The sequence below is a fragment of the Paraglaciecola sp. QJM3NY_14 genome (assembly GCF_056173245.1).
This window is the reverse complement of sequence record NZ_CM149664.1, coordinates 2331156-2351273: the sequence shown is the minus strand read 5'-3', so window position 1 is coordinate 2351273 and position 20118 is coordinate 2331156. Positions and strand designations below refer to the sequence as shown.

Below are 20118 nucleotides of genomic sequence, written 5' to 3'. Positions count from 1 at the left end.
TTCTATATTTTTTTGTTAGTTTCAATAAAGCGGCGCAAAAGCTGTTAGTATGCGCGCGTTAACGGCGTAACCAACGTTTAGCCTTCACGTTTTACATGCGTGAGCAAATGTTAGCGCCATTTATTTCGCACATATTTTACAGGTATACCATGACAGAGAAAACAACGAGAAACAGACGTATTCGTAAGAAACTTCATTTAGACGAATGGGCCATTCTTGGCTTTGAATTTAGCTGTAATTTGGCTGAAGTATCAGAAGACGAATACGAAGCGTTCTTCAACACATTTGCTGATGTTGTTATTGCGCAAAACCTTTACATTACGCTGAATGATGAAAGCGAAACATTGGAAGGGTTCGTTACCTCTGCTGATCGTTACGGGAATGCTACCGAAGAAGACAAAACCGCCATCGAAGCGTTTTTAAACGGCCAAAACATCGCTAGTGATGTAAAAGTTGGCCCATTGGTTGACGCAATTTACGGTATCTAACAACGATATTGAACAACGGCATCTCATAAAGATGACCGAGCGTTGCTCGTGTGTTTTATATGCACAGCAACGCAATGTTCTTCTATTTCCCGCGACACATATCATCATATCCCAAATGATCGCTTAGTCTCATTTTGATTGCTTTGTGCAAAGCCTGGCAACAACGCCTGTTGTGCTTCATGCTCGGCGGTTCGTTCACTTGCTTGCTCCACCAAGTCTTGCATGAGCTGTGTTAACGCATCAATACGCTCATTTATCACTTCAAGCCTTTGTTGTTGCGCTTCGTTCAGTGATTCTTTTTCTATCAGGTTGTCGCGCTCTGACGCTAACGCTTCAAGCTCAGCCTTGAGCTCATCGAGGGTACGTTTATCTACTCCTAGTCTGTTCGCTAACAGGTACTCAAAGGCTTCATCGCCTAACGTTGGTTCGCCTTGCTGTGGGGCATTTACGTGATTAGATTCGGTGATGCTATCTCGCTGATGTGATTGCTGATGTGATTGTTGAACTGTCAATTCAGCGGCAAATGCTTGCCCACTGCCGGAAGCCGTTTGCTGATTGGCATTATCACCGCGAGTTGCTTTATCCACATCATTTGCTCTTGCAGCATATTCGTTTTGCCATTTTTCGTACTCGAAACTCGTCACTATCATGGTTCTGTACTCCTTCGGCCAATGTATTCACGCCTAACGTGTTTACACATAAACTACGTTCGCTTGAAGCAGTAGCACATTCAGCGCCAACATGAGAGCCAATATCAGCGCTACAACCACTCTCCTGACAAGTAGCTGAACACGCGCCTACATTGAGACGTTGTTTAAAGCTTACGCCCCATCAATAATGGGTTACATCGCGATAAAGACAGAGAAAGAGCGAAGCTTTCGACATGAAATACAGATATCACGAGGAATGACCTTTGAAGAAATGCCCAAAGGTATCGCTTACTCACTCAAAGACTATTGTGAATTGATAGACACGACAGGCCGATGCATTCGTGATGATAAGGCCGGTCATATCGAAAACACTCATAGCCCTATCCTACAAAGATTAGGCTTAGATGCTGCTCAATGGCTAACATTAACGACCGAGTTTGAAAAACACTTCTGCTACGCAGCCGGTGCGGAGCAAATGATGAATGCGTTTAAGCGCCATACCCACCATCAACGGCTGCGAGGAATGACCAAAGCGAGAGAGTTGTTAAGGCGCGCCTAAATCAATTTCGAACACTACATATCATGCATACCCTGTAGCCTACTCCCTTGCCCGAAAATTGACCTTGCGCGCAGTTTCCTTCCTATAGGCGCAATATTCCAGAAAAATTCTTAATCACTAAACCCAAAAGTACTTTGACGCTCATTGAGGGGGATTTCCCCACTCTGAGCAGGTGTGCTTTTTAATACGATTCTAAAGATGGGTGTCTATGTAAGTATCTTTTGTCCGTTTAATTGCCTTGTTATGTTTCGAGGGTTATACTAAGACCTAAATAAAGACCACTTTAAAGTACTGAGAAGCGTATGACTACTAGAATATTAACTGAAGCCGCAGCAAGCATTAGTGAATTAAAAGCTAACCCAATGAAAGTTGCTATGAGCGCAGACGGTGAAGCAATTGCTGTTTTAAATAGAAATGAGCCTGCTTTTTATTGCATACCAGCAGATACTTATGAATTTATGATGGATCACATGGAAGATCTTGAGCTATTGAGTATTGCTGAATCTAGAAAAAGTGAAGAGAGCATAAAGGTTAGTATAAATGACCTATGAGTTAGAATTTAAAAAAACAGCCCTGAAGGAATGGAAGAAGCTTGGTTCAACCGTACAGCAGCAGTTTAAAAAGAAACTAGGTGAAGTTTTAGAAAAACCACATATCCAAAGTGCTAAATTATCAGGTGCCAATGAACTTTATAAAATTAAATTGAGACAAGCTGGTTATCGCCTAGTTTACGAAGTAAATGACTCTATCATTACCGTCACTGTGATTTCAGTAGGAAAGCGCGACAAAGGAAAAGTCTACAAAGTTGCAATGAAACGCACAAGCTAGAGAACGCCCTGTTAATTGGCAAAATTATGTTGGCTAAAATGTGAAGCGGAGCGAAACCAAGCCAACGTAATTTTGTCCACTTTAAACAGTTTGTTAGGGTTACACTTAGTTAATTGCTTACAAAGAATATTGATGTCACAAAGACAATAAAAAGTGAGATACGTAACCGACGACACCATTTAAACTTTGACCGCTCATTTTCAAGAATGTGCTTAGTGTAACTATTTCCTTTTGTGAATGCCTCGTGTGCTTCAGTTAAACGAAAATTTGCAATACCGATTTCCTTTTTATCTCTAGCTAATCGTGCAGCGAAGCCCATGTAAAAATAAGACTCAATAAATCCTACAACTAAAGCACAAATGATAATCCCTATCTGGAGCAGCATACCCGAGTAACCCTAACGCCTAAAGCAGCGGCGAGCGCAGCGAGTCCAGCCTCGAAGGAGCGAGGCTGGCTTTACTTGTTAGCTTTAATTTCTTCGCGAACATCGGGAAGACCTAATGCTCCAAGTCTATATTTGGCCGACTCTTCAAGGTAATCATCCAACTCATCATCAACTTGTATTGAATTAATGCGCCAATCTTTGTCTTGCTTGTATAGGACGAGCTTCACAATAGCGGGCTCAACGTCGAATTTGACCACATAGTATTTCAACACCAATACATCTGGAATATCAGAGTGGAGATACTCAAAGTACCCACTAGATTTCCCCAAGGCTTTGAAACTATTTTCAAATTGATTGTCGTACTGGGCTATATCTGAGTCGGAGAAGTATCTTCTGCTTGGACTTCCTTCAGGAAATGCCATTGAAAATATATTACTTACCTCTCCCTCGTGGATCGAATCCATAATAGGTAACGTAAGCTTGTCTATCTCTTTGTCTGCGTACGCATTGATTGATGCCATACACAAGAAAATACCTAGTATTCTTGAAAATTTCATTCTTACCTCATTTTTAAAGCTAACGCCTCGTTCTAATGAATCCCCTCATAATTATGAGCAGAAACAATAATATAGACACGCATAGCGCCATTTGATCTAATAAATTTCGCCAAAAACCAACCAGATAACAACACCATGCGTGATATTCATATCTTACACGATTTGCTTAAAAAGCAATGCCCTAATCTACATGCCAAACGTCTTTCCTCTTTGATGGTTGCCACCCAATCTTTGCTAGATGGTCAGCAACTGTCGTTGACCGAATTGGGACGAAATATCTCAGGATCAGTGGCCCCGAAACACAACATTAAACGCATCGACAGGCTGCTTGGTAATAACAACCTACATAATGAACGGCTCGACATCTACCGTTGGCACGCAAAGCTACTTTGCGGTGCTAACCCCATGCCGGTTGTTCTTGTGGATTGGTCTGATGTGCGTGAGCAGCTCAGGCATTTAACCTTACGTGCATCGGTCAGTGTTCAGGGGCGCTCTGTCACGCTTTATGAGCGCGTATTTTCATTCGGTGAATACAATTCACCTGTTAGTCATAATCCGTTTTTACGGGAGTTGGCGAGTATCCTGCCGTCGGGTTGTTGCCCGTTGATTGTGACCGATGCAGGCTATCGTAACCCTTGGTTTCGTGAAGTCGAAAAGCATGGATGGTTCTGGCTAGGCCGAGTGCGCGGTGATGTGGGATTTAAGCGGGATGGGCAAGCATCATGGCAAAGTAATAAGTCGTTTTATCCCAGTGCAAATTCTCGGGCCAAATACCTTGGGTGTGGGCAATTAGGGCGTAAAAGCCCGCTTCATGCACACCTGCATTTGTACAAAGCAAAGGCCAAACATCGAAAGGACAACCGCTCTTCAAAGGCAGGTCGAAACCACACCGCCCAGCAAAGCTATCGTGCCGGTAGCAAAGAGCCTTGGCTACTCGCCACTAACCTTCCCGAGAACGATAAACTTAACTCAAAACAACTGGTTTCTCTTTACGCAAGACGGATGCAAATAGAAGAAACCTTCCGCGATATTAAAAGCCCTCAATACGGAATGGGACTGCGCCACAGCAACAGTCGCTGTACCAAACGATTCGACATATTACTGCTGATAGCGATGCTCGCAGAATGGCTATTACGGTTACTCGGTATCATTGCTCAAAAACAAAATTGGGAAAGAGCATTTCAAGCTAACACCATCCGTCATCGGCGCGTGTTATCTATCATTAGGCTAGGCAGAGAAGTCAGGAAAAGGGCAAAAGATTACAGGATGAACTCAGCTCAAATGACATGGGCTATCGCCCAATATATTACCTGGGTTTACAAAGAAGGAAGACCAATTCTATGAGGGGATCCCCCAGCGCCCATTTAAGAGGCAAAATATAGTTGGCTAAAATAGGTGAACGTAGTGAACAAAAAGCCAACTGTATTTTGTCCTGCTTGAAATTCTTGTTAGGTATACTTTTCACCAAAGCTCTCGTAACACTTTGGAAAGTAACCCCAAATCCTGATTGTTGATTCAGTTTTTTCGAATTCAAATCCAATACTACTCACTATAGATAAGACATTATCGGTTAATTCAATATCAATCCACTCAACGCAAAGTAGTGGGAACGGTAAATGATAATACCATTCGCTATCCCAACCTGATATGTAGTCATTAACTACCTTAGTTCGGTAGCAAGGTGGATTGGGTAGTTCTCGCATTTCCGAGATGAGTTCATTCCATTTTGTGTTGTTGGCAGCACCAACTAATTGCTTTTCAGCAATAATCCTTTTAGCTTGCTTCACGTCCTTTTCATCGGACACTGCATCAGCCATTGGTAGAAGACTCATGTGTATACCTAACGCTTCAATAATACGTGTAGCTAGTTTGGCGGTTTTATTGTGTTGTTTGCAATAGAAAATGACAAACAAGTGGAATCGTATTTATTGACTTGTTCTCTGGCAGACAGACCTTAGTCGTTTTGGCTGCGAAGATTGGGAAATTCGTAAAAATGGTACTTGAGAGGGAGTTCATTACCTTAAGCTTAGTTAGAGGTCTGTATGGAAATTAACGCGTATTTCAACAGCCTCATAACTAAGCTTAAGGGTTGAAGAACAGTATAGTCCCGTCAAGTCTCCTTGCTAGATTTTATTGTCCTTAAAACAGCGCCAAATATACTGTTTATTTATACAGCAAAATGTTCTATATGGACTATAATATCTAGGTTTACCTCTTCCCAATTCCAAGAGAACAATTTAATATAGCGCGATTTGCGCGTTTTTCTGCCGACGCATCGCTCACTTTTATACTTCAGCTATTAATACCAAACTAACTATCATATTGCTACATAAAGGAAAACTGGCGATCTAGATAAAATGATAAGAACAAAAACGAGCGACTGGGTCGTTTTCCTGAATATATGGGAAAGCTCTTTAACTTGTATATCCAAACAGGGGTTTTCGCCTAAATAATCAAAAATATTTTAGTCAGCTATTTTACTGAATGCAGAAGGTTAGAATCAGTCGAGGGGCTCCTGATCGCTCATTGACGTCAGTCAATTTTTCTAGTGCCAACTTCCGCTTTACGTACTTTGCTGCCGTTGCTCTAATAAATACTGTTAATACCAACGCCACGGAACAATTATCACTCTGCCTAAAAACAAAAAACGCGATAATGCATATCGCGTTTTTGATTTGATAAAGCTTTGCTTATTTTCGTTTAGCTAAAGCTTTATTGCTTGGGTCACACAACTTAGTTAAAGCTGTAAAGTTACCACGACATAGCTACAACTGCGTCACCGAGACTGTTGGCGCTGATGGGTCAGGCCCGACAACGCTAAAACGATAAGTAGCCGTAGTGGGTATATCAATCATTAAATTAGCACCGGCGTAAGTCAATTGCTTAGCCTGGCCAACAATGACTTGGGTGTCATCCCCTACCCCGCCCAAATCTATCGTTGACCAATCGCCCGTGGCAATTTTGAATTCGTAACTGCCGGCGTCAATTGCAATATCAACGGTGTAGCTACCGTCAGCGTTGAATACCAGCGCATCAACTTCCCCCCAGCCATTCATCCCACCGCGAATAAAGACCGTGTTTTGACCAAACATTTCGGCGTCAAATATGCTCAAGGTCGGTGCGGCTTTATCACTGGCATCGAATACAAAGGTGTATTGACCATCATAGTCGAAGGTCACCGTCATGTTCGATCCGCCTGGCGCGAGCGCCTTGCTTTGGCCTACCGTCACATTTACATCAGCATCTGCTGAGCCGAAGTCGACCGTTGACCAGTCTGCAGAAGCCACTTTAAACTCGTACGAACCTGCTGTTACTTCGATGGTTCTGCTGTACTGCCCGCCAATCGCATAATCCATCGGGTCATCTTCACCCCAGCCATTGAGTGAGCCGCGCACAAACACGGTCGTCCCAAAAAACGGCTCTTCGTTATCCACCGTTAATACCGGTGCTGATTTATCACTGGCATCTAAGGTAAATTTAAGCACGCGTGCTTGGCTTAGGGATAACTGTAAATTTGTGCCGCCAGCGGTTAGGGTTTTATCAGTACCAAGCACCACAGATTCATCGCCGTTATTGGCACCAAAATCCACGGTTGACCAATCAGCTGAAGCCACTTTGAACTCATAATCACCAGGCTCAATGGATATTGCTGCGACGTAAACACCATCGCCTTGATATGCCATTTCATCTACTTCACCCCAGCCATTCATCGCACCGCGCACGAACACAGATGTGCTGCCATACGGGACAACATCTGGTGCACCTGATGTTGCATAAGCCGATAAGCCCACATCTTGCGCGCCCATTTGTGGTTTAACAAATACGGCTGTGGTCAATGCAGGTACAGTGAACATGCCCTTGCCTTCGTTATCCCCTTCACCTTGGGCAAAGCTTGCTCCTCGCACTTGGCTATCAACCGAGTTCATTAACACTGAATGTAACTCAAAGCCTTGTGCGGTAGGCACGCCATGGGTTTGCTGTTCGCTGCTACTGTTTACGATAACCACTAACGCATCAGCCATTGGGTCAATGTCAGCTCGTTGTGTTTGGTTTTCACCTTCCCCGGCGTTGTCAGCCGCTATGCCATCATCAATGCTCATCACAATCAAACCTTGGGTTTGACGGGCGCCGATGTTATGAAAGCCAATACGGTCGATAATATCTTCAGCTGTGGTTAAGCGGAATAACGCTGATGAGCTACGTATTTTAAGCAACTCATTAAACACATTAGATGCAAACTCGATTTCGGTCATGCTGGCGGCGCGCTCAGGGCTGTAGATGAAATTAGCCATTTCTGCCCAGCGACCTTCGTTATCTTGAGCTAACGGTAGCCCCACCAGCCAGTTATTACTGTTCATAGTGAAATCTACATAGTTAAACCAATCGCCGGCATCATAGGTGTTGCGATCCATCGATTTAGAGCGCAAGAAATCACCGCCTAATTGAAAGAACGGAATACCTTGAGACATCAAAGGAAGGGTCGCCGCAATATTCTGCGCCCGTACCCGCTCGGCCAAGGTCATATCGTTGGGTAAGGTGTACTGCAATTGATCCCACAAGGTTTCATTATCATGCTTTGACACGTAGTTGATGATGTCAGCTGGGTCAGTTGCGTAGCCACCTAGATTACTGGTGGCTGACGCTGCGCCTTTGTAATCTTCCAAAATATAGTCAGTTAACGTGCCTGCTAGGCTCATTTTAACTTTATCTTGGGCGGCTAATGCGCTATCGCTTGGCTCGGTACTGAATATTTGGCCTTGGCGCACAGCTTCGCGAATGCGGTCGTTGTAGGTGCCAATTTGTGTGCCTGCCATATTAATCTGCGTAGCTTGCTCGTAGCCTCGGTCTTCTTTTATCCAACCTTCACCATAGAAATAGTTGTCTTCATCCACCGCTTTAACAGCGGATTCTAAGCGCAGCATGGTGTCTTTGGTGGCTTGACTCATAATGTCAAAACGGAATGAGTCGAACTTGTACTGCGTGGCCCACATCACCAACGAGTCTTGCATGAACTTTTCCATCATGCGATTGCGAGGCTCGGTGTCGTCACAGCACGTTTCGCGCACGATGCCACCGGTAACGGTGTCATATCTGTGATAATAGCCCGGCACGACTTTATCCAATACCGACTTGCCATTTAAGCCAGACGCATTGGTATGGTTGTACACCACATCTAGCGCTACTCGCATGCCCATTTCATGTAATGATTGATTCATCGCACGCATCTCTTTTATGCGTGTTACACCATCCGCGTCAGTGGCATAGCTCCCTTCTGGCACATTGAAGTGATAAGGATCGTAGCCCCAGTTAAACCTATCATCGCCGCGCATTTGCTCGGTGAGTGCTTGGGCTTTTTGTGGCTCAGCGATAGCGTCATAACTATCAAACACAGATTGCAGGGTCGCGTCTGCGTTTTCTTCATCGCACACGGTCGCTTGGCGATTTAGGCGGCATAAATCCGCTACGGTACTGGTCAAGTCAACACTTTGGCTTTCATCTTCTTCAACCGTTGCCATATCGTTTGCTGGCAACACATGAAAATGAGTCAAACCGTTTTCAACTAATTTCGCTAAATGCTGATTGGGCACACTGCCCTGTTCGGTGAACGCCAAATATTTACCGCGATGTTGTGCACTGGTGCTTTCATCACGCACGCTGAAATCCCGAATATGCCCTTCGTAGATCACGGCATCTTCAGGGTTGGAGATGGTAGGGATCTCGTGGGTCTCCCACCCCTCTGGTTTGAGGTCTTCGTCATTTAAATTTACAAACTGCGAGAAGCGGCTATTGGTGGATAAGCTTAACGAATAAGGGTCCGTTGTGAGCATGGTTTCGAGCAACATAGTCACTGGATGATAGGCTGTTACCTCGAAACGATACAATTGACGGTCAAGCTCTGCACCGCCCTCATAGCGCCATATACCACTATTGCTATCAAGCGCCATGGGGTAGCTGGCCGTTTCTGCTTTTGCATCATTAAACAGTTTCAAACTCACTGACTGAGCAGTCGGTGCCCATAGGTTAACTTGAATCCCCCCGTCGGCATAAACCGCCCCCAAGCGGGCTTCATCAGCATCATTTTCGCCCTGGGTGTACAGCGCATCTATGGCGTTAGCTAACTGAATTTGGGTCGCGCCATTAAGCACGCCTTCGGCATCATACGAGGCCAACACCGCTTGGGTTTTAAGCACCTCTTTTGCCTCATCCGTGCTCCAGTCGCCTGCAAATGCCTGCATATTGGCCAAATGAGGTACGCGGGCTTTTTGCGCGTCGGTGAGTTCGATTTCTTCAAGTTCGATTGCCGTGCCGCTTAAACCTGTGTCCACGTCAACGCTTAAGTCTGCATTGGCTGAATAATGTAATTTCACTTGGCTAACAGCGGTAGGGTCTATATCCCACAGTAACGTATTGCCATCTATCCAATGGGCAGCCGCACCATCAATTTTCACCGGTTGAGGCCCTAACGACACAATCGGGAATTCGAAAATAGAAGCCACGTCAGTGAAGGTAAAGTTCATTCTGGCAAACTCGGGATCGTCTTGTGATAAAGGCATTGTAAAGTCACCGCCACCAAGCTCTTTGCCAGCGTCATCAGTGCCTACGTGAATAATGAAATTACCGCACGCACCCAGTGTACCAGCGTAATCCGGTTTTAATTCAAGTACCCAGTACGCACCATAATTGGGGTCGATGCCTGTGTGTTCGCGGCCATTCGCCCAATCGGTGTCAGCATCGGCGTAGGCGTCACACGTATCGTTATTCCAAGTATGCAGCCGATAGCCAGTGTAGGTTTCATCATTTTGGCTGTTGTCAGCGCCTTTAGCGGCTAAGTTAAAATACAATACGGCTTGATCCATCGCGGGGCTTGCCATAGGCGCAGGTGCTGTAGGGTCAGCCCCTACCACGCAAGACTCGTTTAAGGCGTCAGGCACGGTGGGTGGCGCACAGCTAATCGGCTCTGGCGCCACACAACTGGTGCCAGACGCGTCCGGTACATTAGGAATGCTACAGGTTAATAATGTGGTGCCGGGCTCGGAGCCTGAACCACCACAGCCATTGAGGCTAAGTAAACTAATTGAAATTGCCAACAAAGGCAGACTATTGGTGCGAGTAAACATACGTTTATACTCCATAAAATTTTTATCAAATAACAATCATCACGCAACGCTGGCGCAATGAATTTAGTCATGCATAAATGAAAATGCGTTAGCAATTAAAGCGAGTACGTCACGCCCAGAAATATCTGGCGACCAAAGTACTGAATGGTCCCCGTTTGCGCTTCACTGCCGAAATAACTTTTGGTTGGCTCGTCGGTCAGGTTATTCACTTGAAACAACATGCCGAGATTCTCGTTGATGTTGTATGACGCCTGATAATCAATCACGGTTTCTGAATCGAAATTAACCACTTGTTCATTCACCGCCACCTGCTTTGACACAAACGCATCACGCCAGCGCACACTTAATCGAGTTTCGAAATCTTCGTATTCCCAGAACACCGTGGCCGCGACGACGTTTTCAGATAAACCCGGCAAGGTTTGCTCTACCGATGCACCGCCTAATGTGGTTTGGGTTTGAATTTCACTTTCTGTGTAGGAATAGCTGGCACTCATGCCCAAGCCCGACCACATGTCAGGAAGAAATGAATAGATTTGCGTATATGACAACTCAGCGCCGTGGATATAGCCGCCTTTGTCGTTATTCACGGCGGTTTCATAGCCACCATTTTCAGTGGGTACTTGCACCGATAAGCGTGAACCATCGTCATTAAATAACGGCTCGCCCTCTTCATCTGTCACCAGTACGGTAATGTCTGCCGGGATGGTGAATCCGTTACCGGTGAAATCAAACGGGTCTTCTTTAAAGGTATTGATGAACGACTTAATGTCTTTGTAAAATAACGCCGCGATGAAGGCACCATCAGTATCTTCAAAGTACTTCTCGTAAGAGATATCGTATTGATCAGCATAGAACGGGCGAAGATACGGGCTGTTCGTGGCACTGCCAGAGATAACTGCCGTCGGTTTAGATAAAACAATCTCGCCTGTGTCTTGGTCGCGAAACGCTTGTACGTCTTCCACCCGCAAAGTGGCGTTGGCAAACAAACGATTAATCGGCGCTCGGCCAAGCACTTTCGCCGCCGCAAAGCGCAGCTGTTCACTGTCAGTCAGCTTGAAGTTCAGGTTGATTGAAGGTAGGTAATCTCGGTATTTATCAGTCAGCAGTGCTGGGCGATAAAAGTCATTCACCAAGCCCGCATCATCCGTAATAAATTGAGCACCGTTGGCTGGGTTACCTCGGGTATCAATGACTTCACCTGTATCTGGGTCAATGATGTCTTCAGACACGTCTTGCAGTACTGTAGATGATTGCTCGGTTTCCACCATACGCACACCCACGTTTCCGGTAACGGGCAAGCCAAACAGCTCAGTATCTATGTTTGCCATGATGTATGCAGCGGTGACCTTTTCAAACACTTTACCGCTTTCAAGCATGGTCCAGCTGGTGTTAGGCCCCTCGCCCGGTCCGTTTATCACCCCTGGGCTACCTGCCCCCCACGTTTTAACTGGCTGCGGTATGCCAGAGGGGAACCACGCATTGAGCGCTGAATTTAAGTCGATAGAAAGATAGCTAGGCAAATAACCAAAGTCACCTTCCCAATCGACCACATCCACCATATCGTCCGTTAAGCGCAGCGGCGGTTGACTGGCCGAAAAGCTAGAGTCGCTGCCATATTCGAATACTGAACGGTCGTTGCTGTATTCACGATCAGAGTAACGCGCACCAAATTCAACTGAAGAGAAAAAAGCGTTGTCGTCTATTTCGTAGGTCAAATCAAAGCGATAAGCGTTCAGCTCATCTTCGTTTTCGTAAGGGTAAATACCGTATTTTGTGACCATTACCCTATCTAAATCAGTGAAGGCCTCGGCTTGGCTAAAGCCGACATCGGGTAAATCTAAACCGTGCAACAGGTAACTAATGGAGATGTCGTTATCAAAAACGGGTAGCTCAGCATTGGCATCTTCCCCCACTAGGGCCCATAACAAACCATTTCTAAAGTCACTCTTAGCAACTGACTGTGACACATCAAATGCCAAGGTTAAGTTGTCTGTCGCTTGCCAATCGGCGTTAATGCCATAGCTGGACACTTGGTCATAGTCTTGGTTGTCATCGTTGACCAACTCCACACGGGTAAAGCTTTGTGATGTGCGATTAAACGTACCCCCTATTACAGCGTTACCATTGAGCACAGGGTTGGCTACGGCAGCAGATGCACCGCCTAGCTTGACCCGAAACCCACGGGCGAATTCTTCAGAGTCAAATTTTGAGAAAAACGCATCCGCTTTTAGGGTAAAGGTATCAACAGGCGTCCACTCAATCGCGCCCATATAACCGTCGCGAGTTTCTTCGCCGCCTTTGTGTTGTAACTCAAAGCCCTCGCCTAGAAACTCTTCGTCACCATCATTATCCACATCTTTAGTGGCGTTGTAGGCAAGGCCAACGAATTGGGTTGACACACTTGGCTGAAATAAGCGTGCGTAGCCAAGGGCTACCCCTAAGGTATCGTCTAGATACTTACCTTGGTAAGACACACTCAGGCGATGGCCAAACTCTTCTGCATCAGACACTTCGCCGGCTCTGTCGTTAAACATGCCTCGGGCATTAACATTAAAAGTATGTTGCTGATCGTTACTTAACGGGCTGGCAGTTTGCAGCTCCACACTACCGGCCACACCGCCTTCAATCAGCGATGCTTTAGGGGATTTATACACTGCAGCCGATGAAATTAGCTCTGAAGGATATTGGTCAAATTCTATAGAGCGCGAGCCACTAGTAGACACTTGCTCCCGGCCGTTGAGGGTCGAGAATACAAAATCCCCCGACATACCACGAATGTTGATTTCTGCTGCTTGCCCTCCTGTTCTTACGGCTGAAATACCGGGTAATCGAGTCAATGCATCTGCCATGGACACATCGGGCAAGCCGCCCAAGTCATCTGCTGAAATTTGCTCGGATACTGTATCACTGAAACGTTTTTGGTTAAGTGACTGGATCAAACTGGTGGCAAAGCCTCTGACCTCTATGCGCTCGAGTTCCTGGCCTTGTTTTTGTTCGTCATTTTCACTGACGGTTCCTGCTGTGATTGGTTCATCTACCGATTGCTGTGCTACTGCTGAACTTGCGATAAACGCAGTGCCACTTGCCAGCAACGCCGCGGTAACCAAATTCGGTGTAAATCTTTTCATGCGTGTGTCCCATTACGTATGGCGAACGTCCGTTTCACACCTTCTTGGTCATTTATCAACGCAAGATAAGTGTTAACTTTTGAAACGAAGTACACCTTGTTGTTCCCAGCCAAAGATGTTAACGCCGAGCTAATAAGCAACACAACGCACTGCATACGTATTCAACAACTTATTAACATCAAAGATTTGGATGCACAACGAAAATGAAACCTCTGCGGTACACTTCCTGTAAGATAGGCATGATATCGCGAACGTTAGATGCTATTTACTCGCAAAAGGCGACAGAGGGGTATTTAACGCAAAGAACAATGATAAGACCGAAAAACGGCTACAAGCACAATATTTTGTAAACAAAAATATGGTGACGATGTGAAGATGTGCCGATGTGCCGATGTGTCGATGTGCCAAAGGGCAACTTAAACAGCCTTTAAAATACAATGGGTGTTATTGGCAGTCCATGTCAACCGCACATGAACAAAGACTGTTTTTGATTGAAAGACCGAAGCGGTGAGAGCAAAACCTAAAACAACTGACCAGCGTGACTGGTGAAGTTTAATGCGCACCCTTGTAGGAACGTTTCGATGTGTTGTTCTTTGTACAAATCGCCTGTGCCAGGCTGTTTTGCGGCCAGTGCCGGAAATGCGCCATACCCTGCTAACAAGCAATTCCATGATACGGCGTTAAAGTGCGTAGAAAGGTCTTGGCGCGTGATCTCTGCTTCTAAATCCCCACGTTTATACCAAACGTCCAATATCTGCAACAGTGATTCAGACAGGTGCATATTATTGCGGTTCGCTCGCCAATACTCACTGTCGTTGCGGGTATTGAGCTTGTAGTGCGCCACAATATAATCCCGCGTGCGCTCCGTTCTAAATTGCATTTTGGCGTTGTACTGCCCTTGCAAACGATTAGAAAAGTCGCCCTCTTCGAATTCTAATATGAATTGCTCGATGGATATCTGCGTAAGGTGTAAAGCGGTTGCTTCAAGGGGCTCGATAAAGCCTGCTGACAGCCCAATACCTAGACAGTTGTTGTGCCATTGTTTCTCCAAGGCCCCCACCTTCATGGATAAATGACGACATTCAGTATTTTCATTTAGTTGCAGATGGTTCTTCAACTCTCGTTCAGCGTCGTGTTTACTGACAAAATCGGAACTATAGACATAACCGTTACCGAATCGATTCGTTAGGGGGATCTTCCAGCACCAGCCTGCTGATAAGGCCGTGGATGTCGTCTCAACCGGAATATGTTCGCTTATAGGCGTTGGCACCACAACCGCAGAGTCGTTGAATAGATTGTCTTTGTAACTGTTAAATTTGACGCCTAAGGTCTTTTGCATCAGTACGCTGGAAAAGCCGCTGCAATCTACAAACAAATCACCGCTTATCTCAATGCCTTCTTTACAGTGCAGCGCCGCGATATCACCATTAGGATGTTGCTTGATGCTTTCTACATTTGCTTGAACGTGATCCACGCCGAGACCGATAGCATGTTGCTGTAGAAAGGCACCTAACAAGTGGGAATCAAAGTGATAACCGTATTCTATACTAAACGGAAAATTAGCCGGTGTGTGTGGGCCTTTGTTCTGCTTAGCGAGTACGCCATTTAATAAAAAATCGCCAGGGTTTGTGTGCGTATCAAGCCCAAGGCGACGAGTACGAGCGTTCACCATAAATGCCCGTTGGGTGAAGGTGTCTATTTGCGATATAAACGGATGGCTGTATCGCGTGTTACCCGATGCAGGGCTGAAATTCTCAAAGGCGATATTCATTTTGTACGTGGCGTTGCACTGAGGCATCCAATCGCTATCCCCAATACCAAGCATGCTAAAAAAACGTTTCAGTGTGGGGGTTGAACCCTCACCAACCCCGACAATACCGATATCTGGTGATTCAACCAAGGTTATTGTTAAGGACTTATCTACCAACTTGTCAGCCCACTTGTGAGCAAATAAATTAGCCGCCATCCAACCTGCTGAGCCGCCGCCAAGGATAACAATATTAAATGGTTGAGACATACTACGCCTTACTAAATTAAACAGGGAATTTGTAACTTAAGATCTTTGACTCACACATAAGTCACTGATCATGAATTACATCATACCTACATTCTTTACCTTGTTGAACGTCGCAAAAACCAAAAAGGCCCTTTAGCGGTGTCGCTAAGGGGCCTTGCACTTATAAACTCAATAGAGGTTAGTAAAACGAATAATTAAAGTTCATCATATATGAAGGGCCAAATTGACGACGAGTTGTCACGATACCATCGCTGTCTAGCGTCTCCTCATCGACGTCGGTCAAATTCGTTCCTTGTAACGAAACGCGTAAACCTTGCAAATAATCAATGTCTGAATCTTCAAAGTCGTAACTGATTTGTGCATCTAACAAGGTAACGCCGTTACGTGTTGCCGTTTCAACCTTGTTCGAGCCACCACGTTGATATGTGCTGAATTCAGAACGGTCGGTGCCAGCAAGGCGAATCTCAAAGCCACCCATTGCGTAATAAGCGGTCAATGAATAAGTACGATCCGATTGCCCTGGAATGGCAGTACCGTCCTCTAGCTCCGCATCAATTAACGTAGCTGAAGCAGCAATACCAAAGCCTTCAAGTGCGTCAGCAAGCATATTTAATGGCACGTTCGCTGTTAGCTCTAGCCCTTTAACATCACCCGTTAAGCCATCTTCAAAGTAGGAAAAGGTGCCAAAGTCAGGGGGGGTAATGACATCTCCTGCTGAATAAGGCGTGTTTGCTGGCCCGTATAGACCATCTTCAACAGCGACGCGGTCGTGGAACCCTGGGATGAAGTAATCGGCACCGTCGTTAGTTACATCATTTCTGAAATTGATGTCTAGGTCGCCGTCTCTTGTCCAATTGACTAAATCTTTATAGAAGACCGCGGCTGAAACATAGCCTTCATCTTCAAAATAGTTTTCAAATGACAAGTCAAAATTATTCGCTTCCAACGGTTTCAGCAATGGATTACCGGCAAATTTAGACCAAGGTGAGCCATATTCGTCCACTGCAGCTTGCGTGTTCGGTATAGACAACAAATCGATGTTTTGGTCGAACTTCACAAAACCAGAGGCCTTCATTTGGTCAATTCGTGCACGGCTGATCGTCTTATTCGCAGCGAAACGCACAAACTTGTTGTCTGCCACTTCTACACTGACGTTCAGACTTGGCAAAACATGGCTATAGTCTGAGCTAACAGATGTTCGGCAGTCGTCATCTATTTGCTGATCGTTATTTGCATCACACACGGCAAAATTTGACCCAACCACACCTGTAAAACCAGAAGAGGATTGATCTGTTTGTACATACTGAACACCGATGTTACCCATAACAGGAAAATCACCCAGTTCAGTATTGAAATCGACTTTTGCATACAAAGTGGTGACTTCTTCTTCTACAACATAGGTATCGCCTAAACGATCCGGCTCTAATAAGCCCGCATCATTTAAGGTATATTCGCCATCGTTGTATGGTGCAAAACCGTCATATGCAACAACATATCCCATGCCCGCCCAGGTTAAATCGGCTAAACCATTGTATAAATACGCTTGAGGAATAGCAGTAGAGGCTGGGTATGATGACGATGTAGCAAAGAAACCTTTATTTTCTTTGTCTTTATATCTGTCACTGTAATTAACACCCGCTGTTACTTGAGTAAAGATATCACCATCCAACAATCCCACCACTTCAAACTTATAGGTGGTCAACTCTTCGCTGAAATCAGCATAATTCAAAAACCCGTCCTGGGCATTCAAGTAACTATAAGGAGCTCCATTGGCGGTTAATTCAGTGCTAGTAAACTGATCCGCTAAATTAGCTAAACCACCACCCCACTCTTGTGGGCCTGTCAGTTGCAAAGCACTTGGATCAGAGAATGCATCTAAACCAGAAGAGTCAGTAAAGGTGATCCCATCTTGACTCATCACAAAATCACGCGTGCCTAACCCTGAAGAATCTAGTGCGCCAGAGCGCGCTAAGCCTGCGTATGACTCTCCGCGTAAATCACGCTTCGTAGACTCACTATTCGCTACGTCAACTTCTACTGACCAACTGTCATTCAAATGGTATTGAACATTTAAACCAAATACCTGTAAATCACCGTCCTTCTGAGATGGATCAGTTCGTAGGACCGGGTTAACACCAACTTGAGTACCTGTAGTCTCGGTACCTGTGCCTGAAATACTGCCAGCAGAGAAAGGTTCAATAAAGCCGCGAATAACACCAGAATCTGAGTAGCTTATATCAAGTGCATCAATCACTATGTCTAGGTTTTCTGTTGGCTGGAATTGCAACACAGCAGAGATAGTGTCTCGCTCAAGAACGGTGCTGATAGCTTGGCTATCTAGGCCAGATGGCGTTACTTGACCTTCATCATTAGTGTTATATCCCCACACTCCATATTTACGCTGGTTGTTTGGCGATTCTGTGCTGGCGAGTGCAACGGCCAAGCCAATGGTGTCGTCGGCAAACTTTTCAACAAATGACAAAGATAAGCGATGGCCGGTGTTGTCAAACTCGGGGTTGTCAGAGTCTCGGCCCGATAATTCATAGTTACCATTAATGGTTAAGGTTTCTTGAGCCTGTAATGGGCGAACAGTTTGTAAATCAACCGTACCCCCAATGCCTTGCACCATAAGGCCGGCCTCTGCGGTCTTATAAATTGTGGCTCCGGTCATGATTTCTGAAGGGTATAAATCGTATTCTACACCTCGGTTATCACCAATGCCGATTAACTCGCGACCATTAAGTGAGGTACCAGTAAAGTCTTCTTTAAATCCACGAACAGAGATACCTGAAGTACGACCGCCTACCCTTTCACCTGACATACCAGGCAAACGCGCTAACGACTCAGCGATAGACGAGTCTGGTAATTTACCAATATCCTCAGCTGAAATGGCTTCAACAATCGAGGTGTTTTCCATTTTTACTGCTTGGGCACGGATAAGAGACCCACGAATACCCGTGACTTGAATAACTTCTGTGTCATCCCCTGGGGCATCTGCAGCTGCTTCTTGAGCAAATGCTGCGGGTGTTATACCAAACGCAAAACCGCTAGTGATTAGCGCGGCCTTGATTAAATTAGGTTTAAAATTTTTCATGTGTGTGTATCCCGGTTCGAGACTCAAATGGAAACCTAGGTATCGGTTAACAACTTGTAGTCAAATGTTACAGCTTTGTTCTAGTTGCCGCGATATTACAGTTACACATGGTGAATGCTCAATGTCTTGCATACGTATTCAGTAAAAATATACAACATAATTTTAACAGTACACTTTTGATACGATACGGCAAAAACTACGTAACCTAATGTTTTAATTGACGTTACAATCAAGAAGCTATTAGGGCATGAAAAGTTTATGTTAACTATCCAAACTGACTAGATTTGTTCTGCTATCTAATCTTGTACAATTTTCAATGTTAGCTTTATGCGTTCATAGGCCAACAAAAATTAGCTCCCGCCTTCAACGTTACGCAAAACAGCCAGCACCATTTTAAGAGCCTTACCCAATCTCGTGTAAAGGAGTGCGGTGCCAGCGAAAGCAGTGCCAACGAAAATTTATTGCAAATATTTAAGGCACACAGCAACAGGGCGTTGAGCACAAAAAGTATTGCGAGAATGCGAACTAAGAGGCTGCTATTGATAGAGAGAGTATGCGCAAAATTCAAGCATGGATGATGCGCTTGCTTAGCTGGCGTCGCTACTATTGCCCCTTTCTTGCCAAACACATATTAAGAACTGTCTTTATCGGAGGTAGCTTTGCTGAATTGAGACCCAAGCGGAATGCAAAGTGTATGACCAAAGGCGTGTATTAAACGTTAAGCACTAAGCACTAGAAAAGCGTACAACTGCATTATAAGCCAATCAGAAAGCGCAGCCTTTAGCATGCGCCGTTAAAAACGAGTTGCTGTTGAGCGTTACTGCTGAGAATGCAGGCCAAACATATTGCCTTCGGTGTCGGTTACTAAGGCGCAAAACCCATGTTCCCCTAACCACATTTTTGCCCGTTCAACCTTGCCACCTGCAGCCTCGACTCGGCTCTCTTGGATGGCGCAGTCTTCACACGCAAAATACACAAGCGTGCCGTTACCGCCAGCGCTAAAGCCGTCCATTTTCACCAACGCCCCAGAGGCACCGTAATTCTCCATGTCTGATGGAAACACTAACATCTGCGCATTGCCGTCTGTAGGATCGCTTAACGATTCCAGTTCAACCGCTAATACCGTTTGATAAAATGCTTGTGCGCGTGGCATGTCATCTACATATATCTCAAACCATCCTACTGGATTGCTCATTGTGTATCCTCTTTTTGCTGATGTGGGTGAGTCATGAGTTTTGTCGCTGTGTCCTTATTTAGCAAGGCGGTAAAGAGATTGAGTACCAAGTTGCTAAGC

Annotated in this window: 12 protein-coding genes and 1 pseudogene; 5 read left to right on the top strand and 8 right to left on the bottom strand. The window is 45.3% G+C overall.

Annotated features, from left to right (window positions below; translation table 11 throughout):
• Positions 1-149 precede the first annotated feature (149 nt).
• Complete coding sequence (locus AC0VYA_RS09885) at positions 150-488, top strand: YggL 50S ribosome-binding family protein (protein ID WP_011574767.1); 339 nt, start codon at positions 150-152, stop codon at positions 486-488.
• 104 nt (positions 489-592) lie between these two features.
• Here the strand turns inward: AC0VYA_RS09885 and AC0VYA_RS09880 are convergent, their stop codons facing one another.
• Positions 593-1138 carry a hypothetical protein gene (locus AC0VYA_RS09880; RefSeq protein ID WP_475490892.1) on the bottom strand — a complete coding sequence of 182 codons (546 nt, stop codon included), beginning with the start codon at positions 1136-1138 and terminating at the stop codon, positions 593-595.
• A 265-nt stretch (positions 1139-1403) separates the two neighbouring features.
• Between AC0VYA_RS09880 and AC0VYA_RS09875 the strand changes: the two are divergent.
• The 3 genes and pseudogenes from AC0VYA_RS09875 to AC0VYA_RS09865 form a co-directional block, all read left to right on the top strand.
• Positions 1404-1697, top strand: a pseudogene (locus AC0VYA_RS09875) (hypothetical protein); the annotation flags it as partial.
• 302 nt (positions 1698-1999) lie between these two features.
• A complete protein-coding gene (locus AC0VYA_RS09870; RefSeq protein WP_473480320.1) occupies positions 2000-2248 on the top strand; it encodes a type II toxin-antitoxin system Phd/YefM family antitoxin in 249 nt (82 codons plus the stop codon).
• The gene (locus AC0VYA_RS09865; protein ID WP_473480318.1) at positions 2238-2525 is read left to right on the top strand and encodes a type II toxin-antitoxin system mRNA interferase toxin, RelE/StbE family; all 288 of its coding nucleotides are present in this window, start codon (positions 2238-2240) and stop codon (positions 2523-2525) included. The genes AC0VYA_RS09870 and AC0VYA_RS09865 overlap by 11 nt, the downstream gene beginning before the upstream one ends.
• Before the next feature lie 456 nt (positions 2526-2981).
• Here the strand turns inward: AC0VYA_RS09865 and AC0VYA_RS09860 are convergent, their stop codons facing one another.
• The gene (locus AC0VYA_RS09860; protein ID WP_473480316.1) at positions 2982-3437 is read right to left on the bottom strand and encodes a hypothetical protein; all 456 of its coding nucleotides are present in this window, start codon (positions 3435-3437) and stop codon (positions 2982-2984) included.
• A 165-nt stretch (positions 3438-3602) separates the two neighbouring features.
• Here AC0VYA_RS09860 and AC0VYA_RS09855 point away from each other — a divergent pair, with 165 nt between their 5' ends.
• Positions 3603-4811 (top strand): IS4-like element ISPat1 family transposase, encoded by a 1209-nt coding sequence (locus AC0VYA_RS09855; RefSeq protein WP_475490891.1) that lies wholly within the window; start codon positions 3603-3605, stop codon positions 4809-4811.
• A 104-nt stretch (positions 4812-4915) separates the two neighbouring features.
• On the opposite strand, the gene AC0VYA_RS09850 is transcribed toward AC0VYA_RS09855, so the two are convergent.
• From AC0VYA_RS09850 to AC0VYA_RS09825, 6 genes are all read right to left on the bottom strand, one after another.
• Complete coding sequence (locus AC0VYA_RS09850; protein ID WP_306724973.1) at positions 4916-5299, bottom strand: DUF6678 family protein; 384 nt, start codon at positions 5297-5299, stop codon at positions 4916-4918.
• A 933-nt stretch (positions 5300-6232) separates the two neighbouring features.
• A complete protein-coding gene (locus AC0VYA_RS09845; RefSeq protein WP_475490890.1) occupies positions 6233-10585 on the bottom strand; it encodes an alpha-1,6-glucosidase domain-containing protein in 4353 nt (1450 codons plus the stop codon).
• A gap of 95 nt (positions 10586-10680) precedes the next feature.
• Positions 10681-13713: a TonB-dependent receptor gene (locus tag AC0VYA_RS09840; protein ID WP_475490889.1), complete on the bottom strand. Its 3033-nt coding sequence runs from the start codon at positions 13711-13713 to the stop codon at positions 10681-10683.
• Between the two features lie 520 nt (positions 13714-14233).
• Positions 14234-15730 (bottom strand): tryptophan halogenase family protein, encoded by a 1497-nt coding sequence (locus AC0VYA_RS09835; protein ID WP_475490888.1) that lies wholly within the window; start codon positions 15728-15730, stop codon positions 14234-14236.
• 178 nt (positions 15731-15908) lie between these two features.
• Positions 15909-18824 (bottom strand): TonB-dependent receptor, encoded by a 2916-nt coding sequence (locus AC0VYA_RS09830; RefSeq protein WP_475490887.1) that lies wholly within the window; start codon positions 18822-18824, stop codon positions 15909-15911.
• An 817-nt stretch (positions 18825-19641) separates the two neighbouring features.
• A complete protein-coding gene (locus tag AC0VYA_RS09825) occupies positions 19642-20019 on the bottom strand; it encodes a VOC family protein (RefSeq protein ID WP_475490886.1) in 378 nt (125 codons plus the stop codon).
• Between the last annotated feature and the right edge of the window lie 99 nt (positions 20020-20118).

What these genes read in the sequence shown, in the direction of transcription:
- AC0VYA_RS09885 (WP_011574767.1), top strand. Translation starts at nt 150, where the DNA reads ATGACAGAGAAAACAACGAGAAACAGACGTATTCGTAAGAAACTTCAT.
- AC0VYA_RS09880 (WP_475490892.1), bottom strand. Translation starts at nt 1,138, where the DNA reads ATGATAGTGACGAGTTTCGAGTACGAAAAATGGCAAAACGAATATGCT.
- AC0VYA_RS09870 (WP_473480320.1), top strand. Translation starts at nt 2,000, where the DNA reads ATGACTACTAGAATATTAACTGAAGCCGCAGCAAGCATTAGTGAATTA.
- AC0VYA_RS09865 (WP_473480318.1), top strand. Translation starts at nt 2,238, where the DNA reads ATGACCTATGAGTTAGAATTTAAAAAAACAGCCCTGAAGGAATGGAAG.
- AC0VYA_RS09855 (WP_475490891.1), top strand. Translation starts at nt 3,603, where the DNA reads ATGCGTGATATTCATATCTTACACGATTTGCTTAAAAAGCAATGCCCT.
- AC0VYA_RS09850 (WP_306724973.1), bottom strand. Translation starts at nt 5,299, where the DNA reads ATGAGTCTTCTACCAATGGCTGATGCAGTGTCCGATGAAAAGGACGTG.
- AC0VYA_RS09845 (WP_475490890.1), bottom strand. Translation starts at nt 10,585, where the DNA reads ATGTTTACTCGCACCAATAGTCTGCCTTTGTTGGCAATTTCAATTAGT.
- AC0VYA_RS09840 (WP_475490889.1), bottom strand. Translation starts at nt 13,713, where the DNA reads ATGAAAAGATTTACACCGAATTTGGTTACCGCGGCGTTGCTGGCAAGT.
- AC0VYA_RS09835 (WP_475490888.1), bottom strand. Translation starts at nt 15,730, where the DNA reads ATGTCTCAACCATTTAATATTGTTATCCTTGGCGGCGGCTCAGCAGGT.
- AC0VYA_RS09830 (WP_475490887.1), bottom strand. Translation starts at nt 18,824, where the DNA reads ATGAAAAATTTTAAACCTAATTTAATCAAGGCCGCGCTAATCACTAGC.
- AC0VYA_RS09825 (WP_475490886.1), bottom strand. Translation starts at nt 20,019, where the DNA reads ATGAGCAATCCAGTAGGATGGTTTGAGATATATGTAGATGACATGCCA.